The 19648-nt window shown below is 71.5% G+C and carries 21 protein-coding genes; 10 read left to right on the top strand and 11 right to left on the bottom strand.

Annotated features, from left to right (window positions below; genetic code table 11):
• Nucleotides 1-144 precede the first annotated feature (144 nt).
• On the top strand, nucleotides 145-849 hold the full coding sequence (locus tag ACFV9J_RS27380) for a hypothetical protein (RefSeq protein WP_385358177.1): 705 nt from the start codon (nucleotides 145-147) through the stop codon (nucleotides 847-849).
• A gap of 270 nt (nucleotides 850-1119) precedes the next feature.
• Here ACFV9J_RS27380 and ACFV9J_RS27375 read toward each other — a convergent pair whose 3' ends face one another.
• Nucleotides 1120-2016 (bottom strand): helix-turn-helix domain-containing protein, encoded by an 897-nt coding sequence (locus tag ACFV9J_RS27375; protein WP_385358194.1) that lies wholly within the window; start codon nucleotides 2014-2016, stop codon nucleotides 1120-1122.
• 110 nt (nucleotides 2017-2126) lie between these two features.
• Here ACFV9J_RS27375 and ACFV9J_RS27370 point away from each other — a divergent pair, with 110 nt between their 5' ends.
• Nucleotides 2127-3575, top strand: coding sequence for an MFS transporter (locus ACFV9J_RS27370; protein WP_385358175.1), 1449 nt, complete (start codon nucleotides 2127-2129; stop codon nucleotides 3573-3575).
• Between the two features lie 124 nt (nucleotides 3576-3699).
• Nucleotides 3700-4776 carry a chitinase gene (locus tag ACFV9J_RS27365; RefSeq protein WP_385358173.1) on the top strand — a complete coding sequence of 359 codons (1077 nt, stop codon included), beginning with the start codon at nucleotides 3700-3702 and terminating at the stop codon, nucleotides 4774-4776.
• A gap of 139 nt (nucleotides 4777-4915) precedes the next feature.
• Here ACFV9J_RS27365 and ACFV9J_RS27360 read toward each other — a convergent pair whose 3' ends face one another.
• Nucleotides 4916-6298, bottom strand: coding sequence for a glycine--tRNA ligase (locus tag ACFV9J_RS27360; RefSeq protein ID WP_385358171.1), 1383 nt, complete (start codon nucleotides 6296-6298; stop codon nucleotides 4916-4918).
• Nucleotides 6299-6458: 160 nt separating this feature from the next.
• On the opposite strand from ACFV9J_RS27360, the gene ACFV9J_RS27355 reads away from it, so the two are divergent.
• The 4 genes from ACFV9J_RS27355 to ACFV9J_RS27340 all read left to right on the top strand — a co-directional run bounded on the left by ACFV9J_RS27355 (nucleotide 6459) and on the right by ACFV9J_RS27340 (nucleotide 9666).
• Nucleotides 6459-7439: a zinc ABC transporter substrate-binding protein gene (locus tag ACFV9J_RS27355; protein ID WP_385358169.1), complete on the top strand. Its 981-nt coding sequence runs from the start codon at nucleotides 6459-6461 to the stop codon at nucleotides 7437-7439.
• A gap of 61 nt (nucleotides 7440-7500) precedes the next feature.
• The gene (locus ACFV9J_RS27350; RefSeq protein WP_385358166.1) at nucleotides 7501-8271 is read left to right on the top strand and encodes a metal ABC transporter ATP-binding protein; all 771 of its coding nucleotides are present in this window, start codon (nucleotides 7501-7503) and stop codon (nucleotides 8269-8271) included.
• Between the two features lie 13 nt (nucleotides 8272-8284).
• Nucleotides 8285-9187: a metal ABC transporter permease gene (locus tag ACFV9J_RS27345; protein ID WP_385358163.1), complete on the top strand. Its 903-nt coding sequence runs from the start codon at nucleotides 8285-8287 to the stop codon at nucleotides 9185-9187.
• Between the two features lie 62 nt (nucleotides 9188-9249).
• Nucleotides 9250-9666, top strand: a complete 417-nt coding sequence (locus ACFV9J_RS27340; protein WP_153179953.1) for a Fur family transcriptional regulator — start codon at nucleotides 9250-9252, stop codon at nucleotides 9664-9666.
• Here the strand turns inward: ACFV9J_RS27340 and ACFV9J_RS27335 are convergent.
• From ACFV9J_RS27335 to ACFV9J_RS27315, 5 genes are read right to left on the bottom strand one after another with little or no spacing between them, the layout of a single operon-like run.
• Complete coding sequence (locus ACFV9J_RS27335; RefSeq protein ID WP_385358159.1) at nucleotides 9663-10454, bottom strand: YoaK family protein; 792 nt, start codon at nucleotides 10452-10454, stop codon at nucleotides 9663-9665. The two genes, ACFV9J_RS27340 and ACFV9J_RS27335, sit on opposite strands and share 4 nt — an antisense overlap.
• Nucleotides 10455-10481: 27 nt before the next feature.
• Complete coding sequence (locus tag ACFV9J_RS27330) at nucleotides 10482-11312, bottom strand: isoprenyl transferase (RefSeq protein ID WP_385358156.1); 831 nt, start codon at nucleotides 11310-11312, stop codon at nucleotides 10482-10484.
• Nucleotides 11313-11330: 18 nt separating this feature from the next.
• Nucleotides 11331-12077, bottom strand: a complete 747-nt coding sequence (gene recO, locus ACFV9J_RS27325) for a DNA repair protein RecO (protein WP_385358154.1) — start codon at nucleotides 12075-12077, stop codon at nucleotides 11331-11333.
• Nucleotides 12078-12099: 22 nt separating this feature from the next.
• On the bottom strand, nucleotides 12100-12321 hold the full coding sequence (locus ACFV9J_RS27320; RefSeq protein WP_385358152.1) for a hypothetical protein: 222 nt from the start codon (nucleotides 12319-12321) through the stop codon (nucleotides 12100-12102).
• The gene (locus ACFV9J_RS27315; RefSeq protein ID WP_385358150.1) at nucleotides 12318-12524 is read right to left on the bottom strand and encodes a hypothetical protein; all 207 of its coding nucleotides are present in this window, start codon (nucleotides 12522-12524) and stop codon (nucleotides 12318-12320) included. The genes ACFV9J_RS27320 and ACFV9J_RS27315 overlap by 4 nt, the downstream gene beginning before the upstream one ends.
• Before the next feature lie 114 nt (nucleotides 12525-12638).
• On the opposite strand from ACFV9J_RS27315, the gene ACFV9J_RS27310 reads away from it, so the two are divergent.
• The 3 genes from ACFV9J_RS27310 to ACFV9J_RS27300 are packed head-to-tail and all read left to right on the top strand — an operon-like array spanning nucleotide 12639 to nucleotide 14240.
• Entirely contained in the window at nucleotides 12639-13472 is an 834-nt protein-coding gene (locus ACFV9J_RS27310) for a Scr1 family TA system antitoxin-like transcriptional regulator (RefSeq protein WP_385358192.1), read from the top strand.
• Nucleotides 13454-13669, top strand: coding sequence for a DUF397 domain-containing protein (locus tag ACFV9J_RS27305; RefSeq protein ID WP_385358148.1), 216 nt, complete (start codon nucleotides 13454-13456; stop codon nucleotides 13667-13669). The genes ACFV9J_RS27310 and ACFV9J_RS27305 overlap by 19 nt, the downstream gene beginning before the upstream one ends.
• A 28-nt stretch (nucleotides 13670-13697) precedes the next feature.
• Complete coding sequence (locus ACFV9J_RS27300) at nucleotides 13698-14240, top strand: hypothetical protein (protein WP_385358146.1); 543 nt, start codon at nucleotides 13698-13700, stop codon at nucleotides 14238-14240.
• Nucleotides 14241-14242: 2 nt separating this feature from the next.
• Here ACFV9J_RS27300 and ACFV9J_RS27295 read toward each other — a convergent pair whose 3' ends face one another.
• The 4 genes from ACFV9J_RS27295 to ACFV9J_RS27280 form a co-directional block, all read right to left on the bottom strand.
• Nucleotides 14243-14920, bottom strand: coding sequence for a response regulator (locus ACFV9J_RS27295; RefSeq protein WP_385358143.1), 678 nt, complete (start codon nucleotides 14918-14920; stop codon nucleotides 14243-14245).
• A complete protein-coding gene (locus ACFV9J_RS27290) occupies nucleotides 14917-16185 on the bottom strand; it encodes a sensor histidine kinase (protein WP_385358141.1) in 1269 nt (422 codons plus the stop codon). The genes ACFV9J_RS27295 and ACFV9J_RS27290 overlap by 4 nt, the downstream gene beginning before the upstream one ends.
• A 67-nt stretch (nucleotides 16186-16252) precedes the next feature.
• A complete protein-coding gene (locus ACFV9J_RS27285; protein WP_385358139.1) occupies nucleotides 16253-18331 on the bottom strand; it encodes an MMPL family transporter in 2079 nt (692 codons plus the stop codon).
• Between the two features lie 147 nt (nucleotides 18332-18478).
• Complete coding sequence (locus ACFV9J_RS27280; protein ID WP_385358136.1) at nucleotides 18479-19630, bottom strand: hypothetical protein; 1152 nt, start codon at nucleotides 19628-19630, stop codon at nucleotides 18479-18481.
• Nucleotides 19631-19648: the final 18 nt, after the last annotated feature.

The raw sequence follows: 19648 nt of genomic DNA, 5'->3' as shown, positions 1-19648 counted from the left end.
ACGCGGAGCCGGCCGACATCGAGATGGCCTGAGGAAGGGGGCGGCGCCGCCGCCCCGGCCGCGGCGCCCACGGCGGGCGCGGTGCCGCGCGCGAGCAGCCGGGGTCCGGCCAGCACGAATCCCGTGACGGCGTCCTGGGAACGCGTGAGCAGTGCGCCGGCCATCGCTCTCCCTCAGCCGGACGTGCGGGTGCGCGACGCGGCGGCCGTCTTGCGGCTGCGGCTCCCGCTCCGGCCGCCGCCCGAAGAGGAGGGCCGGCTTGAGGACGCCTTGGTCCCCGACTGGCTCTTGGCCCGGGTGGGGGACGCGGTCTTCTTCGCGGAGGACTTCTTCGCGGGCGACTTCCTCGCGGCGGTGGACTTCGCCGCCGTGGACCTGGCGGCCGTGGACTTGGCGGCGGCCTTCTTGGCGCCGGTGGTCCGCCGCGTCGCGGCAGCCGACTTGGCGGGGGTGGCCGTCCCGGCCGTCCCGCCCCCGGCGGCCTTCGTCCCGCTCGCCCTCGCCCCGGCCGTCTTCGCCGCGGCCGTCTTCCCAGAGGCGGCCTTCGTCGCGGCCGTCTTCCCCGTGGCGGTCTTCGCCGTGGCCGTCTTCGCCGTGGCCGTCTTCGCCGTGGTGGCCTTCGCCGTGGCCGCCCTGCTGGTGGTCTTCCTGGCCGACGTCCGGGCAGGCTTGGTGCCGACGGCACTCCGGGCCCCGGCCGACCCCGCGTCCCCGCCCTTCGCCGCGCCGGCGCCGCTGCCCCGCCCGTTCTGCCCGCGCGGCTGGGTCAGCCAGGCCACCGCCGCCCCGGTGACCGCGACCGGCCACTCCACCAGTCCGGCGACGCCCAGCACTCCGGCGCCCGTGTAGACGAGCACGCGCCGCCCGCGCGGCGACACCGCCCCGATCCTGTCCAGCGCGCCCTCGGCCGCCCTGCCCACCGTCCCGGCGCCCGGCACCTTCCGCACCGCCGAAGCGGCCGCGTGCAACGGCCGCGGGAGTGTCCGCGCCGACTTCTGCTCAGCCATGACTGTTCGTCCTCGCCCTGTCCGTGCTGTGGGAACCCCGGGCTGTGCACACCCTGGGAAACCCCGGGAACATCACCTTCCGCATTTCCCCGGGTTCCCGCACTTCGAGCGCTCATCCCGACACGGCCGGCTCCCGCTCCAGAGCGATCGCGTGCAGCTTCTCCAGCCGCTCCCGGGAGTCCTCGTCGGCCGGTGCGTAGGTCACCATCCGAGGCCCCGGTTCCGGTCCGAGCCACAGGTCGGTGTGGTCGACGCGGATCCGGCCGACGTGCCGGTTGAGGAACTCCTTGCGCTTGCCCCGGTGCGCAACCACCTCGTACCGCTCCCAGGCCTCGCGGAAGGCGGGCGACTGGGTGCGCAGCCGCTTGAGCAGCATCTTCCAGGCGGGCTCGGCGAGATGACCGGCCATCGTGGCGCGGAACCGGGCCGCCATCAGCCGCTGGGTCTCCTCCAGATGGACGATGGAGGACCGCCAGTCCTCGTGGGTGAAGCAGAGGACCATGCAGTTGCGGTCCTCGGGCGGCACCGCGTCCAGGTCGCACAGCAGCAGCCCGTACGTCCGGTTGTGGGCGAGGATGTCGTACCGGCTGTTCTGCACGCAGGCGGGGTACGGCTCGAACTGCTCCAGCAGGGCGCGCACCGCCGGTGTGATGGCCGGGCAGACCGTCGCGGGCGTCGGGTCGACGGAGCCCGCCAGCTGGAAGAGGTGGGCACGCTCGGTGGGGTCGAGCAGCAGGGCGCGGGCGAGGGCGTCGAGGACCTGCACGGACACCTGGATGTCCCGGGCCTGCTCCAGCCAGGTGTACCAGGTGACGCCGACGGCCGAGAGCTGGGCGACCTCCTCGCGGCGCAGCCCCGGGGTCCGGCGGCGGCGCCCGCGGGGCAGCCCGACCTGCTCGGGGGCGATGCGCTCGCGACGGCTGCGCAGGAAGGCGGCGAGTTCGTGCCGCCGGATCTCCGAGCCGCTGCCCCGGGGCGGGGCCTGAGTCGCCGTCTCCTGACCCGTCATCGTCGTCATGCCTCCAGGGTGCCGCGTCCGGAACCCTGTTGCCAGGTACTTCTACTACCAGCATAAGGAGACTCTGGTACCACCTTGGAAAGGGTCGCAGGCTCGACCACGTGACCGAAACCATCACTTCTCGTCCCGTCCGCACGGGCCCCCCGGCGACGCCCGCGCTCGGCGGCCTCGGGCTCTTCACGGTGCTGCTGGCCGCGGCGCTCCCGCTCGTCGACTTCTTCATCGTCAACGTCGCCCTGCCCACCATCGGCACGGACCTCTCCGCGAGCGAGGCGGTCCTGGAACTGGTCGTCGCCGGATACGGGGTGGCGTACGCCGTCCTGCTGGTCCTCGGCGGCCGACTCGGCGACCTCTTCGGCCGGCGCCGCCTGTTCCTGGGCGGCATGGCGGCCTTCGGGCTGACCTCGCTGGCCTGCGGCCTGGCGCCGGACGCCTGGTCGCTGGTGGCCGCGCGGGTGGCGCAGGGCGCCTCGGCCGCCGCGATGCTGCCGCAGGTGCTGGCGACCATCCAGGCGACCACGTCCGGTCCCCGGCGCGCGAAGGCCATGGGCCTGTACGGGGCCACGGCCGGCCTGTCGATGGTGGCCGGCCAGATCCTGGGCGGCGTCCTCGTGGCCGCCACACCTTTGTCCTTTTTGTTTGGCGCGGGCACCGGCTGGCGTTCCGTCTTCCTCGTCAACGTCCCGGTCGTCCTCGCGGGCCTCTTCCTCGCCGCCCGCGCGGTCCCGGAGACCCGCTCCGCGCGCCCCGAGCCGGTGGACGTCCCCGGCACCTTCCTGCTGGCCGCCTCGATCCTGACGCTGCTGGTCCCGCTCACCGAGGGCCGGGCGGCGGGCTGGCCGCTGTGGACGTGGCTGTCGCTGGCGGCGTTCCCGTTCGCGGCGGCGGCGTTCTACGCGGTGGAGCGCAGGGCGGACCGTACGGGCCGTACGCCGCTGGTCCCGCCGAGCCTGTTCGCGATCGTCCCGCTGCGCCGCGGCCTCCTGCTCATCGTGCCGTTCTCGATCGGCTTCAGCGGCTTCATGTTCGTCATCGCGGTGGCGTTGCAGCAGGGCGCGGGCCTGGGCCCGGTGGCCGCGGGCCTGGCTCTCGCCCCACTCGCGGTGGTCTTCTTCCTCTTCTCCCTCGCCGGTCCCCGGCTGGTCGCCCGCTACGGCACCCGCGTCGTCCCCACCGGCGCCGCCCTCCAGGGGGTGGGCCTGGCCCTGATGACGCTGGCCGCGTGGCGCTCCTGGCCCGATCTCGGCCTGGTGGAACTCCTGCCGGGCGCGGCGGTCACGGGGGCGGGCCAGGCGCTCCAACTCCCGGTGATCTTCCGCGTGGTCCTGTCGAAGGTGCCTCCCGTACGCGCGGGCGTCGGCAGCGGCGTCATGATCACCACCCAGCAGTCCTCGCTGGCCCTGGGCGTGGCCACCCTGGGCACGCTGTTCCTGTCGCTGACCCCGGGCATGGGCATGCGGGACGCCCTGGTGACGACGCTGCTGGTGCAGCTGGCGGCGGTGGTCCTGACCGGCCTGCTGGCCCTGCGCCTGCCCCGGACGATCGACTGAGGCCCGGCCGAGCCGTACCCGCTTCTTGGTCCAGACCTCTTGACGAAAGGTCTGGACCACAGCACTGTCATGCCTACGACATTCGAGCGAGCTCCCTCACCGATCCCCCACCGGGAGGCCCGGCATGATCCGCCGCAAGATCCGTCTACTGGCCGCCGCACTGGCGGCCACCGTTCTGGTTCCCCTGGGAGTCGCCACCGCGTCGGCGGCCCCCGGGGAGGCCGCCCCGGCCGGCGCGGCCGCCGACACCTGCGCCGTGAAGTCGAAGCCCACCGGCAAGGTCCTCCAGGGCTACTGGGAGAACTGGGACGGCGCCGCCAACGGCGTCCACCCGCCCTTCGGCTGGACCCCGATCACCAACCCCCAGATCGGCGCCCACGGCTACAACGTCCTCAACGCGGCCTTCCCGGTGATCCTCTCCGACGGCACGGCCCTGTGGGAGGACGGCATGGACCGGGGCGTGAAGGTGGCGACACCAGCGGAGATGTGCGCGGCCAAGGCGTCCGGGCAGACGCTCCTGCTCTCCATCGGCGGGGCGACGGCCGGCATCGACCTCAACTCGACCGCGGTCGCGGACCGTTTCGTCGACACGATCGTCCCGATCCTGAAGACGTACAACTTCGACGGCATAGACATCGACATCGAGACCGGCCTGACCGGCAGCGGCAACATCAACCAGCTCTCCGCGTCCCAGTCCAACCTGATCCGCATCATCGACGGCGTACTGGCCCGCATGCCCGCCAACTTCGGCCTCACGATGGCCCCGGAGACGGCGTACGTCACCGGCGGCAGCATCGTCTACGGCTCGATCTGGGGCGCGTACCTGCCGATCATCAAGAAGTACGCGGACAACGGCCGCCTGTGGTGGCTGAACATGCAGTACTACAACGGCAGCATGTACGGCTGCTCCGGCGACTCCTACTCGGCCGGCACGGTACAGGGCTTCACCGCCCAGACCGACTGCCTGAACAAGGGCCTGGTCATCCAGGGCACCACGATCCGGGTGCCCTACGACAAGCAGGTCCCGGGCCTGCCCGCGCAGCCCGGCGCGGGCGGCGGCCACATGTCACCGTCCCTGGTCTCCCAGGCCTGGAACCACTACAACGGCTCCCTCAAGGGCCTGATGACCTGGTCCCTCAACTGGGACGGCTCGAAGAACTGGACCTTCGGCAACAACGTGAAGTCCCTCCAGGGCCGCTGAACCGGGAGCTGAACCTGTAATCCAGGCCCCTGAAACGCCGAAACGCCCACCCCCCTCCCGACCGAGTCGGGTGGTGGGTGGGCATAGGCCCGGGGGTCCAGGGGGCAGAGCCCCCTGGTACGGCAACCGGAACGGACGTTCAGCAGCCAACCAGCCGAGACGCGAGGTACCCCTCGATCTGGTCCAGCGACACGCGTTTCTGCTTCATCGTGTCCCGCTCGCGGACAGTCACCGCGTTGTCGTCCAGCGTGTCGAAGTCGACGGTCACACAGAACGGCGTCCCGATCTCGTCCTGACGCCGGTACCGCCGCCCGATCGCCCCGGCATCGTCGAACTCGATGTTCCAGTTCTGCCGCAGCGCCTGCGCGAGCCCCTTCGCCTTCGGCGACAGCTCCGGGTTGCGGGACAGCGGCAGCACCGCGACCTTCACCGGGGACAGCCGCGGGTCGAGCCGCAGCACGGTGCGCTTCTCCAGCTTGCCCTTGGCGTTCGGCGCCTCGTCCTCGATGTACGCGTCGAGCAGGAACGCGAGCATCGCGCGCCCGACACCGGCCGCCGGCTCGATGACGTACGGCGTCCAGCGCTCCTGGGCCTCCTGGTCGTAGTAGGAGAGGTCCTGGCCGGAGGCCTTGGCGTGCGAGGAGAGGTCGTAGTCGGTCCGGTTGGCGACACCCTCCAGCTCGCCCCACTCGCTGCCGCCGAAGGAGAAGCGGTACTCGATGTCGGCGGTGCGCTTGGAGTAGTGGGAGAGCTTCTCGGCCGGGTGCTCGTACCAGCGCATGTTCTCCTCACGGAGACCAAGGCCCGTGTACCAGTTCCAGCGCTGCTCCATCCAGTATTCCTGCCACTTCTCGTCCTCGCCCGGCTTGACGAAGAACTCCATCTCCATCTGCTCGAACTCGCGGGTGCGGAAGATGAAGTTGCCGGGCGTGATCTCGTTGCGGAAGGACTTGCCCATCTGGGCGATGCCGAAGGGCGGCTTGCGGCGCGAAGTGGTCTGCACCTGGGCGAAGTTGGTGAAGATGCCCTGCGCGGTCTCGGGCCGCAGGTAGGCGACGGAGCCGCTGTCCTGGGTCGGGCCGAGGTGGGTGGAGAGCAGACCGGAGAACTGCTTGGGCTCGGTGAAGGTGCCCTTGTTGCCGCAGTTGGGGCAGTTGAGGTCGGCGAGGCCGTTCTCCGGAGCCTTGCCCTTCTTCTCCTCGTACGCCTCCTCCAGGTGGTCCGCGCGGAAGCGCTTGTGGCAGGAGGTGCACTCGGTCAGCGGGTCCGTGAAGGTGGCGACGTGACCGGAGGCCACCCAGACCTCGGGGGCCAGGATCACGGAGGAGTCGAGACCGACGACGTCCTCGCGCGAGGTGACCATGTAGCGCCACCACTGGCGCTTGAGGTTCTCCTTGAGCTCGACACCCAGCGGACCGTAGTCCCAGGCGGCGCGCTGACCGCCGTAGATCTCACTGCAGGGGAATACGAAGCCACGGCGCTTGCTCAGGCTGACGATGGTGTCGATCTTGTCGGCGGCCACGGTGCTCTCTTCATTACGACGACGGGCGACGAAGCGAGATGCTTCCAGAGAATGCCTCAGGTTACCGGCGCGGGTCGCCCCACGACCAAATCGGGGCCTGCCGTCTGCACGATCGCACGCTTGTTGACAACGGTTTCCATATTTGTTGAAAATGGGTGTCATGAACGTACGACGACGCCGCATATCCGGCATAGCAGTCACCGCGGCCACCGCGCTCGGCCTCGGGACCCTCTCCGCCTGCTCCAGCGACAGCTCGGCGGCGAGCAATACGGACAAGTTCGACGTCGTCGCGTCGTTCTACCCCATGGAGTACCTCGCCGAGCAGATCGGCGGGGACCACGTGAACGTCACCACGCTCACCGAGCCCGGCCAGGAGCCGCACGACCTGGAGCTGAGCGCCAAGCAGACCGCGCAGATGGGCGAGGCGGACGCGGTGCTCTACCTCAAGTCCCTCCAGCCCGCCGTGGACGAGGCCATCGCCCAGTCCGACGTGCAGACCAAGATCGACGCCGCCGCGCTGACGAAGCTGGAGGACCACGGCGACGTGGAGCACGACCACGGCGGCGAGGAGCACGCGGACGAGCACGCCGAGGAGGAGCACGCCGAGGGCGGGGAGCACGCGCTCGACCCGCACGTCTGGCTGGACCCGGTGAAGTACGCCGAGATCGCCGAGGGTGTCGCCGAGTCCTTCGAGAAGGCCGACCCGGACCACGCCGACGACTACCGCAAGAACGCCGAGGCGCTGGCGAAGAAGCTGGGCGGCCTGGACACGGCGTTCAAGAACGGCCTGGCGAAGACCGACACCAAGGTCTTCTTCACCAACCACGCCGCCTTCGGCTACCTCGCCGAGCGCTACGGCCTCACCCAGGAGGCCATCAACGGCCTCGACCCGGAGAGCGAGCCCAGCCCCGCCCGGATCAAGGAGCTCCAGGAGGAGGCCAAGGCCGACGGCGTCACCACCGTCTTCTACGAGACACTGGTGTCCGACAAGACCGCGAAGACCCTAGCCAATGACGCGGGCCTGAAGACGGACGTCCTCGATCCGCTGGAGGGCATCACCGACAAGTCCAAGGGCGAGGACTACGTCGGGGTCATGGAAGCCAACCTCAAGGCGCTCGAAACCGCCCTCGGCGCCAAGTAAGCAGCCCGGCCGGGCAGCCCCACCGGGCGGCCCGGCCCGTTCGATCGTTACGGAGGACATCGTGAGCGACGAGTCCGTCATATCCCTGCGTGGCGTCCGCGCCGAGCTGGGCTCACGCCCCGTCCTGCGCGGCATCGACCTCACCGTGCGGCGCGGCCAGGTGGTCGCGCTGCTCGGCGCCAACGGCTCGGGCAAGTCCACGGCCGTGCGCACGATCATCGGCCAGGTGCCGGTGACGGCCGGCGAGATCGAGCTGTTCGGCACCCCCAGGCGCCGCTTCCGCGACTGGGCACGCGTGGGCTACGTCCCGCAGCGCACCACGGCCGCGGGCGGCGTCCCCGCCACGGTGACCGAGGTGGTCTCCTCGGGCCGGCTCTCCCGGGCCCGCTTCGGCGTCCTGCGCAGGGCCGACCACGAGGCCGTACGCCGCGCCCTCGACCTGGTCGGCATGGCGGACCGCGCCAAGGACTCGGTGAACGCCCTCTCCGGCGGCCAGCACCAGCGCGTGCTGATCGCCCGTGCGCTCGCCGCCGAACCCGAACTGCTGATCATGGACGAGCCGATGGCGGGCGTCGACCTGGCCAGCCAGGAAGTACTGGCCGAGACGCTGCGCGGGCAGGTCGCGGCCGGCACCACCGTCCTCCTCGTCCTGCACGAGCTGGGCCCGCTGGAGCCGCTGATCGACCGGGCGATCGTCCTCCGCGACGGCTGCGTCCTGCACGACGGCCCGCCGCCCGAGGCGGTCGGCCAGCACGCGCTGCCCGGCCACGACCACGTCCACCCGCACGCACCGGCGGGCGCCGAACCGATCCGCACCGGCCTGCTGAGCTGAGAAGGCGACGACCATGGAAATCCTGAACTACGCCTTCATGCAGCGGGCGCTGCTCGCCGCCGTCCTGGTGGGCATCACCGCCCCGGCCATCGGCATCTACCTGGTCCAGCGCCGCCAGGCCCTCATGGGCGACGGCATCGGCCACGTGGCGATGACCGGCGTCGGCCTCGGCTTCCTGCTCTCCTGGTCCCCGGTGTGGATGGCGACCGTGATCTCCGTGCTCGGCGCGGTCCTCATGGAGCTGATCCGCTGGTACGGCAAGACCCGCGGCGACATCGCCCTCGCCATGCTCTTCTACGGCGGCATGGCGGGCGGCGTGATGTTCATCAACCTCGCGCCGGGCGGCTCCAACGCCAACCTCACCTCGTACCTCTTCGGCTCCCTGTCGACGGTCTCCGAGTCCGACGTGACCGCGATCTGCCTGCTCGCCGCCTTCGTGGTCCTGGTCACCGTCGGCCTGCGCCGCCAGCTGTTCGCCGTCAGCCAGGACGAGGAGTTCGCCCGGGTCACCGGCCTGCCGGTGCGCGCGCTGAACCTGCTGACGGCCGTCACGGCGGCCGTCACGGTGACGGTGGCGATGCGCGTCGTCGGCCTGCTCCTGGTGTCGGCGCTGATGGTGGTCCCGGTGGCCGCCGCGCAGCAGCTCACCCGCAGCTTCGCCGCCACCTTCGCGATCTCCGTCGCGCTCGGCGTGAGCGTGACGATCGGCGGCACGGTCACCTCGTACTACCAGGACGTGCCGCCCGGCGCGACGATCGTGCTGCTCACCATCGGCGCGTTCATCCTGCTGAGCGTGCTGGCCGCCCCGCTGGCCAGGCGACGCGCGCGGGCACTCGCCGCCGCGCGGCCCGCCGACGATCCGGCGGAGTGCAAGATTCCGGCCACCAGGGGGGCCGCCGACGAGGTCGGCGTCTGACCGCGGGTCTGCCGGGCTGGCACAATGGCCCGGCAAGCCGCGAAGACGTGAGGAGGAATCCAGTGACCACCGCTGGACCGCCCGTGAAGGGCCGCGCCACCCGGCAGCGGGCTGCCGTGTCGGCCGCCCTTCAGGAGGTCGAGGAGTTCCGCAGCGCGCAGGAACTCCACGACATGCTCAAGCACAAGGGCGACGCGGTCGGGCTCACCACGGTCTACCGCACCCTGCAGTCCCTCGCCGACGCCGGTGAGGTCGACGTCCTGCGCACCGCCGAGGGCGAGTCGGTCTACCGGCGCTGCTCCACCGGCGACCATCACCACCACCTGGTCTGCCGCGCCTGCGGCAAGGCGGTCGAGGTGGAGGGCCCCGCCGTGGAGAAGTGGGCCGAGGCCATCGCCGCCGAGCACGGTTACGTCAACGTGGCGCACACGGTGGAGATCTTCGGCACCTGCGCCGACTGCGCGGGGGCGGGCGCCTAGCCAGGGGGCGGCGGCTGCTTCCGCCGCCTTCTCTGCTGCCTCAGCTGCCTCTGCTGCCTCAGTTCCCTCAGTTCCCTCGGCGGTACGGCCAGGTGTGCCGCCGCCAGGAGCAGCGCCACGGCGGCGACGACGAACAGCGCCCGTCCGGTGCCCAGCGGCACCAGCAGCAGCGTGCCCAGCACACCGCCCGCGAAGATCCCCGTCACGGTGGCCGTCCACCGCGTCCTGGCCAGCCGCTGCCGCCGCGACATCCCCCACAGCGCGGCGTGCGGCTCCTTCAGCACGTCGCCGACCAACCGGGCGACGGCGGTCTGGCTCAGCAGCGTCGGCATCCCCGGCACGTCCAGGCGCAGCGCGGTGGCGGCGCGCAGCCCCATCGCCAGCGCGACCGAGCCGACGACCACCAGGTCGGACCCGTCCACCGCCGCGGCCCCGTCCCCGTGCCGCACCACCGCCACGGCCCCGCCGAACGCCAGCAGCAGCCCCTCACCGGCCAGCCCGACGGCGAACCACGGCCGACCGCGCGCCGCGACCCGCATCAGCAGCACGGCTCCCGCACCGGCCCCCACCAGGAACGCCCCGATGGCCGTGGCGGGCCGCGCCACCGGCACGTCGCCCTCCCCGGCCAGCGCGAACGACAGGAACAGCACGTTGCCGGTGGCCAGCGCGCAGAAGACGTTGCCCATGGTCAGGAAGCTGACGGCGTCCACGGCGCCCGCGAGCACCGTGAGCAGCGTCATGACCGCCGTACGCCGGAGGCCGGGCGGGGCGTCGGAGGACTCGGACATGCGGTCAGCATGCCCCAGCTCAGGCCACTACGCCTGCTTGCCCTCCATGGCGAGCAGCTCCTCGTTCGGGATGGCGCCGCCGAACCTCCGGTCCCGGGAGGCGAACTCCAGACAGGCCCGCCACAGGTCGCGCCGGTCGAAGTCGGGCCACAGCACGTCCTGGAAGACCATCTCCGCGTACGCGCTCTGCCAGAGCAGGTAGTTGGACGTGCGCTGCTCCCCGCTCGGCCGCAGGAAGACGTCCACGTCCGGCATGTCCGGGTAGTACAGGTACTTCGCGAGCGTCTTCTCGTTGACCTTGGCCGGGTCGAGCTTCCCGGCCCGCACGTCCTCGGCGAGGGCCTGCGCCGCGTCGGCGATCTCGGCCCGCCCGCCGTAGTTCATGCAGAAGTACAGCGTGAGCCGGTCGTTGTCCTTGGTCTGCTCCTGGGCGACCTGGAGCTCCTTGGCCACCGACTTCCACAGCCGGGGCATCCGCCCCGCCCAGCGCACCCGCACCCCGAGATCGTCGAGGGTGTCGCGGGACTTGCGGATGAAGTCGCGGTTGAAGTTCATCAGGAAGCGCACCTCTTCGGGCGAGCGCTTCCAGTTCTCGGTGGAGAAGGCGTACAGGGAGATGTTCCCGACGCCCATCTCGATCGCGCCCTGAAGCACGTCCATGACCTGCTCGGCACCGACCTTGTGCCCCTCGGTGCGCGGCAGCCCGCGCTCCTTGGCCCAGCGCCCGTTGCCGTCCATGACGATCGCCACATGCCCCGGCACCAGGTCGCCGAGCCTCGGCGGCCGCGCGCCGGAGGGGTGCGGCTCCGGCGTCCTGTACTCACGGCGCTGCCGCCCCAGAATCCCGCGTACGGCCATATCGGTTCTCTCCTACTTCTACTTCTCGACGTACCGCAGGGAGCGCAGTCCCCGCTCAAGGTGCCAGTGCAGGTAGGCGGAGACCAGTCCGCTCCCCTCCCGCACGTACCGCGGCTCGGCCGCGTCCGCCGTACCCCAGTCTCCCGCAAGCAGCGCCCCGAGCAGTTCCAGGGCCTGCGGCGAGGGTACGACGCTGCCGGGCACCCGGCAGTCGACGCAGACGGAGCCGCCGGAGCCGACCGAGAAGAACCGGTTGGGACCGGGCAGGCCGCACTTCGCGCAGTCCCCGAAGGTCGGGGCGTACCCGTTGACGGCCAGCGAGCGCAGCAGGAACGCGTCGAGCACCAGGTTCGGCGCGTGCTCGCCCCGGGCGAGGGTCCTGAGCGCGCCGACCAGCAGCAGGTACTGCTGCACCGCCGGCTCGCCCTCGTGGTCGGTGAACCGCTCGGCCGTCTCCAGCATGGCGGTCCCCGCGGTGTAGCGCGCGTAGTCGGTGACGATCCCGCCGCCGTAGGGCGCGATCGTCTCGCTCTGCGTGCACAGCGGCAGCCCGCGCCCGACCAGCTCGCTGCTCTTCGAGAAGAACTGCACGTCCACGTGCGAGAACGGCTCCAGCCGCGCGCCGAACTTCGACTTCGTGCGCCGCACCCCGCGCGCCACGGCGCGTACCCGCCCGTGACCGCGCGTGAGCATGGTGATGATCCGGTCCGCCTCACCCAGCTTCTGGGTGCGCAGCACGATGCCGTCGTCGCGGAACAGACTCATGCCGCCCATTCTCGCGCATCCTTCAAGGCACCTCGCCACGGCTTCTCGCGTTGGTGTACGCCGTCGCCGCGCTGAGCCGCTCCGACGCGGTGGCGTGGCGTACGTCACCCGGCTCGGCGTCCCACTCCCGCCCGCCGCCGTACGGCCGCATCTGCACGTACGGCCCCTCGTGCCCCATGACGATCCCGACCCGTCCGCTGCGGAGGTCCACGGCGTAGACCCCCACGGGCGGCGTCGTCGTCATCGCAGCGCCGCCGCGAGGCGCTGCGCGGTCTCCACGGAACACCGGCCCAATTCGACGAGCGGGCAGGGTGCCTCCCGCGCAAGACTCACCGGGTCGAGCCCGAGTGAGGGCAGAGTAATTCCTGCCTCAGCGAGCACTGCGCGCAATTCTTTCACCGTGTCCTCCGCTCCTTCGACGCAGAGCGCCGAGTGTCGTGCTTCCACCGCTTTCCCTTCCCTTTACGGTTTCACTCTTCGTGTCCCCAGAATGCCGCGGCGTGTCTACACTCGGCAGGAGTACGTGCACTACAAGTGCGGGTCAGCGCATGGGGGTTGGTTATGGCCAATGGTTCACGCCAGGCGGCGTGGGAGTTCTTCGGGGCGGAACTCAAGCGGCGGCGGGAGGACGCGGGGATTACCCAAGTGGAGCTGGGGACACGGGTTTTCGTCTCGGGCGGCTACATCGGGCAGTTTGAACAGGCCATTCGGAAGCCGCAGCTAGATGTGGCCCAGCGGATTGACGAGACACTACAAACCGGCGGTATTTTCGAGCGGCTGTGGAAGAAGCTCATCAAGGACCAGCCGTACGAAGAGTACTTCGCACAGGTGGTGGAGCTGGAACGACTGGCGACGGAGTTCCACGAGTTCGCGCCGACGGTACTCCCGGGGCTCCTACAGACATCGGAGTACGCACGAGCGCTGTTCCTGGCAAGCAACCCGTTCGCCACCGACGAGTACATCGAGGAACTGGTCAGGGGCCGTATGGACCGCACACGTCTCCTCAAGGGCGCTGCACGCCCCCTGTATTGGGCGGTGCTGCACGAGACAACCTTGCGCATCCCCGTCGGCGGCCCGGCAGTCATGGCCGGTGAACTGGACCACATCGCGTCGCTGACGCGGAGGCGTGAGGTGGTCGTACAGGTGCTGCCGTTCGCTGCCGGGCCGCATCCGCGCATGGGCAAGATGATGAAGCTGATGAGCTTCGAGGACACCCCGCCAACCGTCTATACAGAGGGCGTGCTTTCGGGCAGCCTCCTAGACGAACCGGCTGTGGTGAGGCGGGCCTGGGCATCTTACGATCACATCAGGGCCGTTGCTTTGTCGCCGGAAGCGTCCCTGGCCCTGATCGAGTCGGCGGCGGAGGACTTCAGACGATGCGCGAGTACGACCTGAGCAACACCCGTTGGCACAAGAGCAGCTACAGCACTGGCGACGGCGGCGAGGACTGCGTCGAGGTCGCCGACGGAGTCCCCGGCGTGGTCCCGGTCCGGGACAGCAAGGTGACCGGCGGCCCCGTGGTCGTCGTCGGGGCGGCTGCCTGGACGGAGTTCGTCCGCACCGTTGTTCAGTCCCGCGGACCGGGTGTCTGAACAACTCGTCCGGCGCTTGAGTGGCCCCATGCCCACGCGCCGATTCGCCCTCGCCCTGTCCGCGGCCGCCACGACGCTCCTGACGCTGTCCGCCTGCGGCGGCGATGACGGGCAGGCGGCCGACGACCGGAAACCGACCCGGGCCGCTTCCTCCGCCCCGGCGGAGTCGAAGCAGCCGTCGGAGGCGGCCTCCTCGGACAAGCCCGCGACCCCCGCGGAGCTGCTGCCGCTCTTCCGCATCGCCTACGGCATGAGTACCTCCCCGATGTGCAGCCACGTCGCCTGGGACGACCCGGGGTGCGGAGAGGACCTCACCGCCGCCGGGGAACTCGCCGGTGCCATGGCCAAGAGCATCGAGCGGGACTTCCCCGACGGTCAGTACACCGACGTCGAGGACTCCGCCGGGCAGGTGGTGAAGGCGGTGAACACCGTCCGCAAGCTCGGGTGCTACGAGATGGGTTCCACGCCGCCCAAGACCGACGTGGCCAAGCTGCGGGAGCTGTGCCCCTCGCTCAGCACCGTCGCCTCCCTGAGCTGGCTCAACTTCGAGAGCAAAGTCGGCTCCTTCTGACGTTACTGCCGCTGGCCCGCGCCCGGCGTCACCAGGCCCGACTCGTAGGCGACGATGACCAGTTGGGCCCGGTCCCGGGCTCCCAGCTTGCCCATGATGCGGCTGACGTGGGTCTTCGCGGTGAGCGGGCTCAGGCCCAGGGTGTCCGCGATCTCCGTGTTGTTGAGGCCCCGGGCCACCAGGGCGAGGACCTGGCGTTCCCGGTCCGACAGGCAGTCGGGGCCCGATCCGGCCGGGTGAAGGGCTGACGGGCTGCGCAGGAAGCGCTCGATCAGGCGGGCCGTCGGGCCGGGTGAGAGGAGGGCGTCGCCCGCCGTCACCGTGCGGATGGCGTCCAGGAGTTCGGCGGGCTTCGTGTCCTTGACCAGGAATCCGGAGGCGCCCGCGCGCAGCGCGTCCACGATGTTCTCGTCGGTGTCGTAGGTGGTGAGGACCAGCACGCGGACCCCGGCGAGGTCCTCGTCGGCGGCGATCAGCCGGGTCGCCTCGATGCCGTCCAGGTCGGGCATGCGTACGTCCATGACGACCAGGTCGGCGCGCTGGGTGCGGGCCAGCTCCACGGCCTCGCGGCCGGTGCTCGCCTCGCCGACCACCTCCATGTCGGGGGCCGACGCCACGAGCAGGGCGAACGCCGCCCGGACGAGGTTCTGGTCGTCCGCCAGCAGCACGCGTATCGTCATCCGGTTCTCTCCGAGGTGATCGTCGTGGTCGTCATCAGGGGCGTCGCGGGCGTCGGCAGTACGGCCGTCACCTCGAAGCCGTCGGCGTCCTCGCGCGGTCCGGCGTCGAGTGTGCCACCCACGCTGCGGGCCCGCTCGCGCATGCCGACGAGGCCGAAGCCCGGGGTGCCCGCCGGGTCGGGTCCGGTGCCGTCGTCGGTGACGGACAGGCGCAGGGCGCCGGACCCGGCGTGCACCTCGACGCGGACGGACGGTTTCGGTCCCGCGTGGCGTACGACGTTGGTCAGCGCCTCCTGCGTGATGCGGTAGACGGCGGCACCGACCGCGGGCGGGACGGCGGCGGCGCGCACCGACAGGTCCACGGCCGCTCCGGCGAGCCGGGCGCTCTCCGCCAGGTCGGGCAGCCCGCTCAGGTCGGGCAGCGGGCCGCGGGCGGCGGGGACGGCGGCGGTGTCCTGCGCCCTGAGCACTTCGAGGGTGGTGCGCAGTTCGCCGCGCGCCGAGCGGCAGGTCTCGGCGATGTCGTCGAGGGCCTGGGCGACGGCCGCGCGGTCCAGGCGTTCGGGGTCGGCGGTCAGGACGTGGGCGGCGACCGAGGTCTGCACGCCGATGAGGGTGATGCTGTGCGCCAGCAGGTCGTGCAGGTCCCGGGCGACGCGCAGGCGTTCCTCGGCGACGCGCCGCCGGGCCTCCTCCTCGCGGGTGCGTTCGGCACGTTCGGCGCGCTCCACTATGGCGGCGACGTACTGGCGGTAGACGCGGACGTCGATGCCGCAGAACAGGACGGCGACGACCCAGCCGGTGATCCGGAGCAGCTCGACCATGCCCTCGGGGTTGGTGAAGGCGTTCATGGTCAGGCCCAGGCCGATGACGGCGGACCCGGTGATCAGGGCGCGGCGCACGGTGCCGGTCGTGGCGACGGTGTAGAGGGCCACCATGGTGGCGGGCAGGGGCGCGGAGTGGTTGTAGTCGAGGGCGTGCAGGGCGCCGATCGGGACGGCCACCAGGCAGAGCGTCAGCAGGGGCCGGTGTCTGCGGCCCGCCAGCGGCGCGTAGCCGGCGAGCAGCAGGGTCCAGCCGGCCGCGTCCGGACGGCTGCCGTCGTCGGTGAACAGCGCCAGGCAGACCGCGCCGACGAGGAGGACCGCGGCGAGCACGGTGTCGTTGCGGGTGCGGTGCGGTGCGGTGCTCGGGTCGCGGTTGATGACGGCGATGATCCGTTCACCGACACGGGGGCGGGGCGCTGCCTCGGTCGTTGCCTGCACGCGTCCATACTCCGCGACCCACGCGCCCCTCCGCGAGGGGAGGGGCGCGCTCCGGATGCCGGGCACCTCAGACACCGACGGGCTCTCGTACGTCGCCCGATGCGGGCCGGCCGGGTTCCCGGGACAGCCGCCCCGGCCACCACACCCGGCGCCGCAGGGCGACGCTGGCGCTGGTGACCAGGTAGGTGCGGACGAGGAAGGTGTCGAGCAGGACGCCGACCGCGATGACGAAGCCCAGCTCGACGAGTTGCACCATCGGCATGCTGGTGAGCACGGCGAAGGTGGCCGCGAGGACCAGCCCGGCCGAGGCGATGACGCCGCCGGTGGTGCGCAGCGCGGACAGCGCCGCCTGGGTGGGTTCGGCGCCGTTCAGGGACTCCTCGCGCATCCGGTGCATCAGGAAGATGCCGTAGTCGACGCCGAGGGCGACCAGGAAGACGAAGGAGAGCAGGCCGAGCCCGGGGTCGGTGCCCTCGAAGCCGAAGAGGGGACCGAAGGCGAGGCCGCCGATGCCGAGGGCCGCGCCCCACACGGCGACGACGGCGGCGACCAGGATCAGCGGCGCGACCAGCGAGCGCAGCAGCACGGTGAGGATCAGCAGGACCGAGAGCAGCACGATCGGTACGACGATGACGGTGTCCCGCGCGTTGGTGTCCTCCAGGTCGATCTGCTGGGCGCTGGGGCCGCCGACGTAGGAGCCGTCGAGCTTGTCGCGCAGTTCCTCGATGGTGGCGGTCTCGGCGGCCGACTGGGGCGGGGTGGAGGCCAGCACGGTCAGCTCGGTCCAGCCGCCGCCGCTGCGGCCGGCCTCGGCGCTCTCGACGCCCTCGGTGGCGCGGATCTCGGCGAGCGCGGCGCCGGCGCGGTCGGTGGGGCTGATGACGGTGATCGGCTGGGTGCCGGACTCCGGGAAGGCGTCGGCGAGGGTCTCCATGGCGGCGATCGCGTCGGGGCGGGTGGTGAAGGAGTCCTCCTGCTTGATGCTGCCGGGCAGGGCGAACGTGCCGAGCGCGAGGGCGCCGAGCAGGACCGCGCCGCCCACCAGCACGGTGCGGGGCCGGCGTTCGGCGGAGCTGCCCATCGCGGCGAACAGCGACCTGCGGGCCTTGGGGGTGCTGCCGTAGCGGGGCACCAGCGGCCAGAAGACGCGCCGGCCGAGCAGGACGAGGAGCGCGGGCAGCAGGGTCAGCATGGCGGCCAGCGCGCACAGCACGCCGACGGTGCCGAGCGGGCCCATGCCCCGGCTGGAGTTGAGGTCGGCGGCGAGCAGGCACAGGAGTCCGGCGGCGACGGTGCCCGAGGAGGCCAGTACGGCCGGTCCGCAGCCGCGCAGGGCGGCGAGCATGGCGTCGTACGGCCGCTCGACGCGGCGCAGTTCCTCGCGGTAGCGGGAGACCAGCAGCAGCGCGTAGTCGGTGCCGACGCCGAAGACGAGGATGGTCATGATACCGCTGCTCTGACCCGAGACGGCGGTGCCGAAGGTCTGGTTGAGGCCGTAGGCGACGCCCATGGAGAGGTAGTCGGCGAGTCCGGCGACGGCGAGCGGGACGAGCCACAGGAAGGGGCTGCGGTAGATGAGGATCAGGAGGAGGGCGACCACCGCGGCGGTGGTGTAGAGCAGCGGACCGTCGAGGGAGTTGTAGACCTCGGAGGCGTCGGTGGCGAGCGCGCCGGAGCCGCCGACCTCGACGCCGAGCCCGTCGCCGCCTTGGGCGATGTCCCGTACGTCGTTGACGAGTGCGTCGCGGGCCTTCTCGTCCGTGCCGGGCTCGGTGGAGGCGACCGGGTACATGAGGGTGGTGCCGTCCTTGGACGGGATGCCCGCGGGGCGGCCGGTGAGTTCGTGCGCGGCGGCGATCTCGGCGACCTGCTCGGCGGCGGTGGCCCGGTCGGCGGCGGTCAGTCCGGCGTCGCGGTGGTAGACGAGGACCATCTCGGTGGCCTCGCCGCCGGGCAGCCGCTCCTGGATCTTGGCGACCTGCGTCGAGTCGGCGCTCGCCGGCAGGTAGTCGACGGCCCGGTCGCGCTGCACGTCGCCGAGTTTCGCCGCGAACGGCGAGGCGATCGCCAGCACGGCGATCCACAGTCCGAGCACCAGCCAGGGCACGGCCCGCCGCCGCCCCGCGCCTGTCGTTGTGGCCCCCATCTGACGGGCCTCCCTCCGGTGGATGTCTGGGTGGGTCTCCAGACTTCCGCCGGCGGGGCGGCGACGCGTCGGGCGTGAGGGCGAGCCTTCGGCTACTGCCCGGGGAGACACGGGGCCGTCGTTACTCCCGGGGGAGTACGGCGGCCCTCACGCCTGGTCGACCACCCATTTCCCGTCCTCCTCGTCGTCGACGCGCACCTCCAGTTCGCGCAGGCCCATGCCCGCGTCCCAGAGTTCCCTGAAGCGCTTGAGCCGGTCCCGTACGTAGTCCTGGCGTGCGGTGAGCCGGGTGCGGACGTTGACGTCCCGCAGGTCCTGCTCGATCTCGAACGACACCTCCTCGTCGTAGAGGATGAAGTCGTTGGTGGTGCCGCGCTGGAGGTGCGGGGGCAGTTCCGGCAGGACGGCCACGCGGACGTCGATGCGGCGCAGTTCCTGCTCCTCGCACAGCCGCAGCAGCCGGTCGTCGAGTTCGCGGGCGCTCTCCAGCAGGAACAGGCGGCGTACCGCGACGCCCTGTTCGTCGATGGCCGCCTGCTGGGCGTCGAGGTAGCGTCCGGCGGGCTCGCTGTTCCAGAACTGCCGGTCGACGGAGGTGCTGGTGGCGAGGATGGACTGCTCGGCGGCCTTGGTGAGGGTGAGCATCCAGTCGTGGTTCTCGCCGGGGCACTCGGCGCTCAGGTTGGTGAGGTCCGCCATGTGGCCGACCACCCGGGACATCTCCATGTGCACGAAGGTGTGCAGGATGGAGGGGCTGGGCAGCAGGACGTCGGCGAAGCCCTTGGCCAGGTCGGGCACGCTGTCGATGCGGACCGGGTCCAGGGTGCGGGCGGCCTCGGCGGGGCCGTGGTCGACCTGGGCGACGTGCGTCTCGACCAGTTGCTTGACGTCCTCGGTGTGCCGGGTGAGGCCCGACTTCAGCTCGGTGTCGTACCGGCTGAGTCCGTCGCGTACGGCGGCGGTGTTCTCGGCGAGGGCGTCCTCCACCCTCCGGGTGTGCTCCTCCAGCCGGGTGTGCTCCTCCGGCCGGGTGTGCTCCTCCGGCCGGTCCGGTGCCGGGCGCGGGGCCAGGCCGAGGACGTACTGGACGGCCAGGGCGGCGGCGGCGCAGAGCACGGCGGCCACGAACTGCCGCAGGGTGCCGTCGTCCGGGTCGAGGAGGGCCGCGACGCTCCAGAAGAGGCCGCCGACGACCAGCGCGACCAGCAGCATGCGGGTCCAGGGGGACTCGCCCCTCGGGTCGATCGGGTTGGTCGTGCGGGGCGTGTCGTCGGGTCGGGGTGACTGTGCCGTGCTCATCTCGCTCTCTCCCCCCGT

Source organism: Streptomyces sp. NPDC059906, from assembly GCF_042730645.1.
GTDB classification, from domain to species: Bacteria; Actinomycetota; Actinomycetes; order Streptomycetales; family Streptomycetaceae; genus Streptomyces; species Streptomyces rubrogriseus.
This window is presented reverse-complemented; position numbering and strand designations above follow the sequence as displayed.

Coding starts and splice junctions, on each gene's coding strand:
- ACFV9J_RS27355 (WP_385358169.1), top strand. CDS start 6,459: ATGAACGTACGACGACGCCGCATATCCGGCATAGCAGTCACCGCGGCC.
- ACFV9J_RS27365 (WP_385358173.1), top strand. CDS start 3,700: ATGATCCGCCGCAAGATCCGTCTACTGGCCGCCGCACTGGCGGCCACC.
- ACFV9J_RS27300 (WP_385358146.1), top strand. CDS start 13,698: ATGCCCACGCGCCGATTCGCCCTCGCCCTGTCCGCGGCCGCCACGACG.
- ACFV9J_RS27280 (WP_385358136.1), bottom strand. CDS start 19,630: ATGAGCACGGCACAGTCACCCCGACCCGACGACACGCCCCGCACGACC.
- recO (WP_385358154.1), bottom strand. CDS start 12,077: ATGAGTCTGTTCCGCGACGACGGCATCGTGCTGCGCACCCAGAAGCTG.
- ACFV9J_RS27305 (WP_385358148.1), top strand. CDS start 13,454: ATGCGCGAGTACGACCTGAGCAACACCCGTTGGCACAAGAGCAGCTAC.
- ACFV9J_RS27310 (WP_385358192.1), top strand. CDS start 12,639: ATGGCCAATGGTTCACGCCAGGCGGCGTGGGAGTTCTTCGGGGCGGAA.
- ACFV9J_RS27345 (WP_385358163.1), top strand. CDS start 8,285: ATGGAAATCCTGAACTACGCCTTCATGCAGCGGGCGCTGCTCGCCGCC.
- ACFV9J_RS27375 (WP_385358194.1), bottom strand. CDS start 2,016: ATGACGGGTCAGGAGACGGCGACTCAGGCCCCGCCCCGGGGCAGCGGC.
- ACFV9J_RS27295 (WP_385358143.1), bottom strand. CDS start 14,920: ATGACGATACGCGTGCTGCTGGCGGACGACCAGAACCTCGTCCGGGCG.
- ACFV9J_RS27285 (WP_385358139.1), bottom strand. CDS start 18,331: ATGGGGGCCACAACGACAGGCGCGGGGCGGCGGCGGGCCGTGCCCTGG.
- ACFV9J_RS27335 (WP_385358159.1), bottom strand. CDS start 10,454: ATGTCCGAGTCCTCCGACGCCCCGCCCGGCCTCCGGCGTACGGCGGTC.
- ACFV9J_RS27330 (WP_385358156.1), bottom strand. CDS start 11,312: ATGGCCGTACGCGGGATTCTGGGGCGGCAGCGCCGTGAGTACAGGACG.
- ACFV9J_RS27320 (WP_385358152.1), bottom strand. CDS start 12,321: ATGACGACGACGCCGCCCGTGGGGGTCTACGCCGTGGACCTCCGCAGC.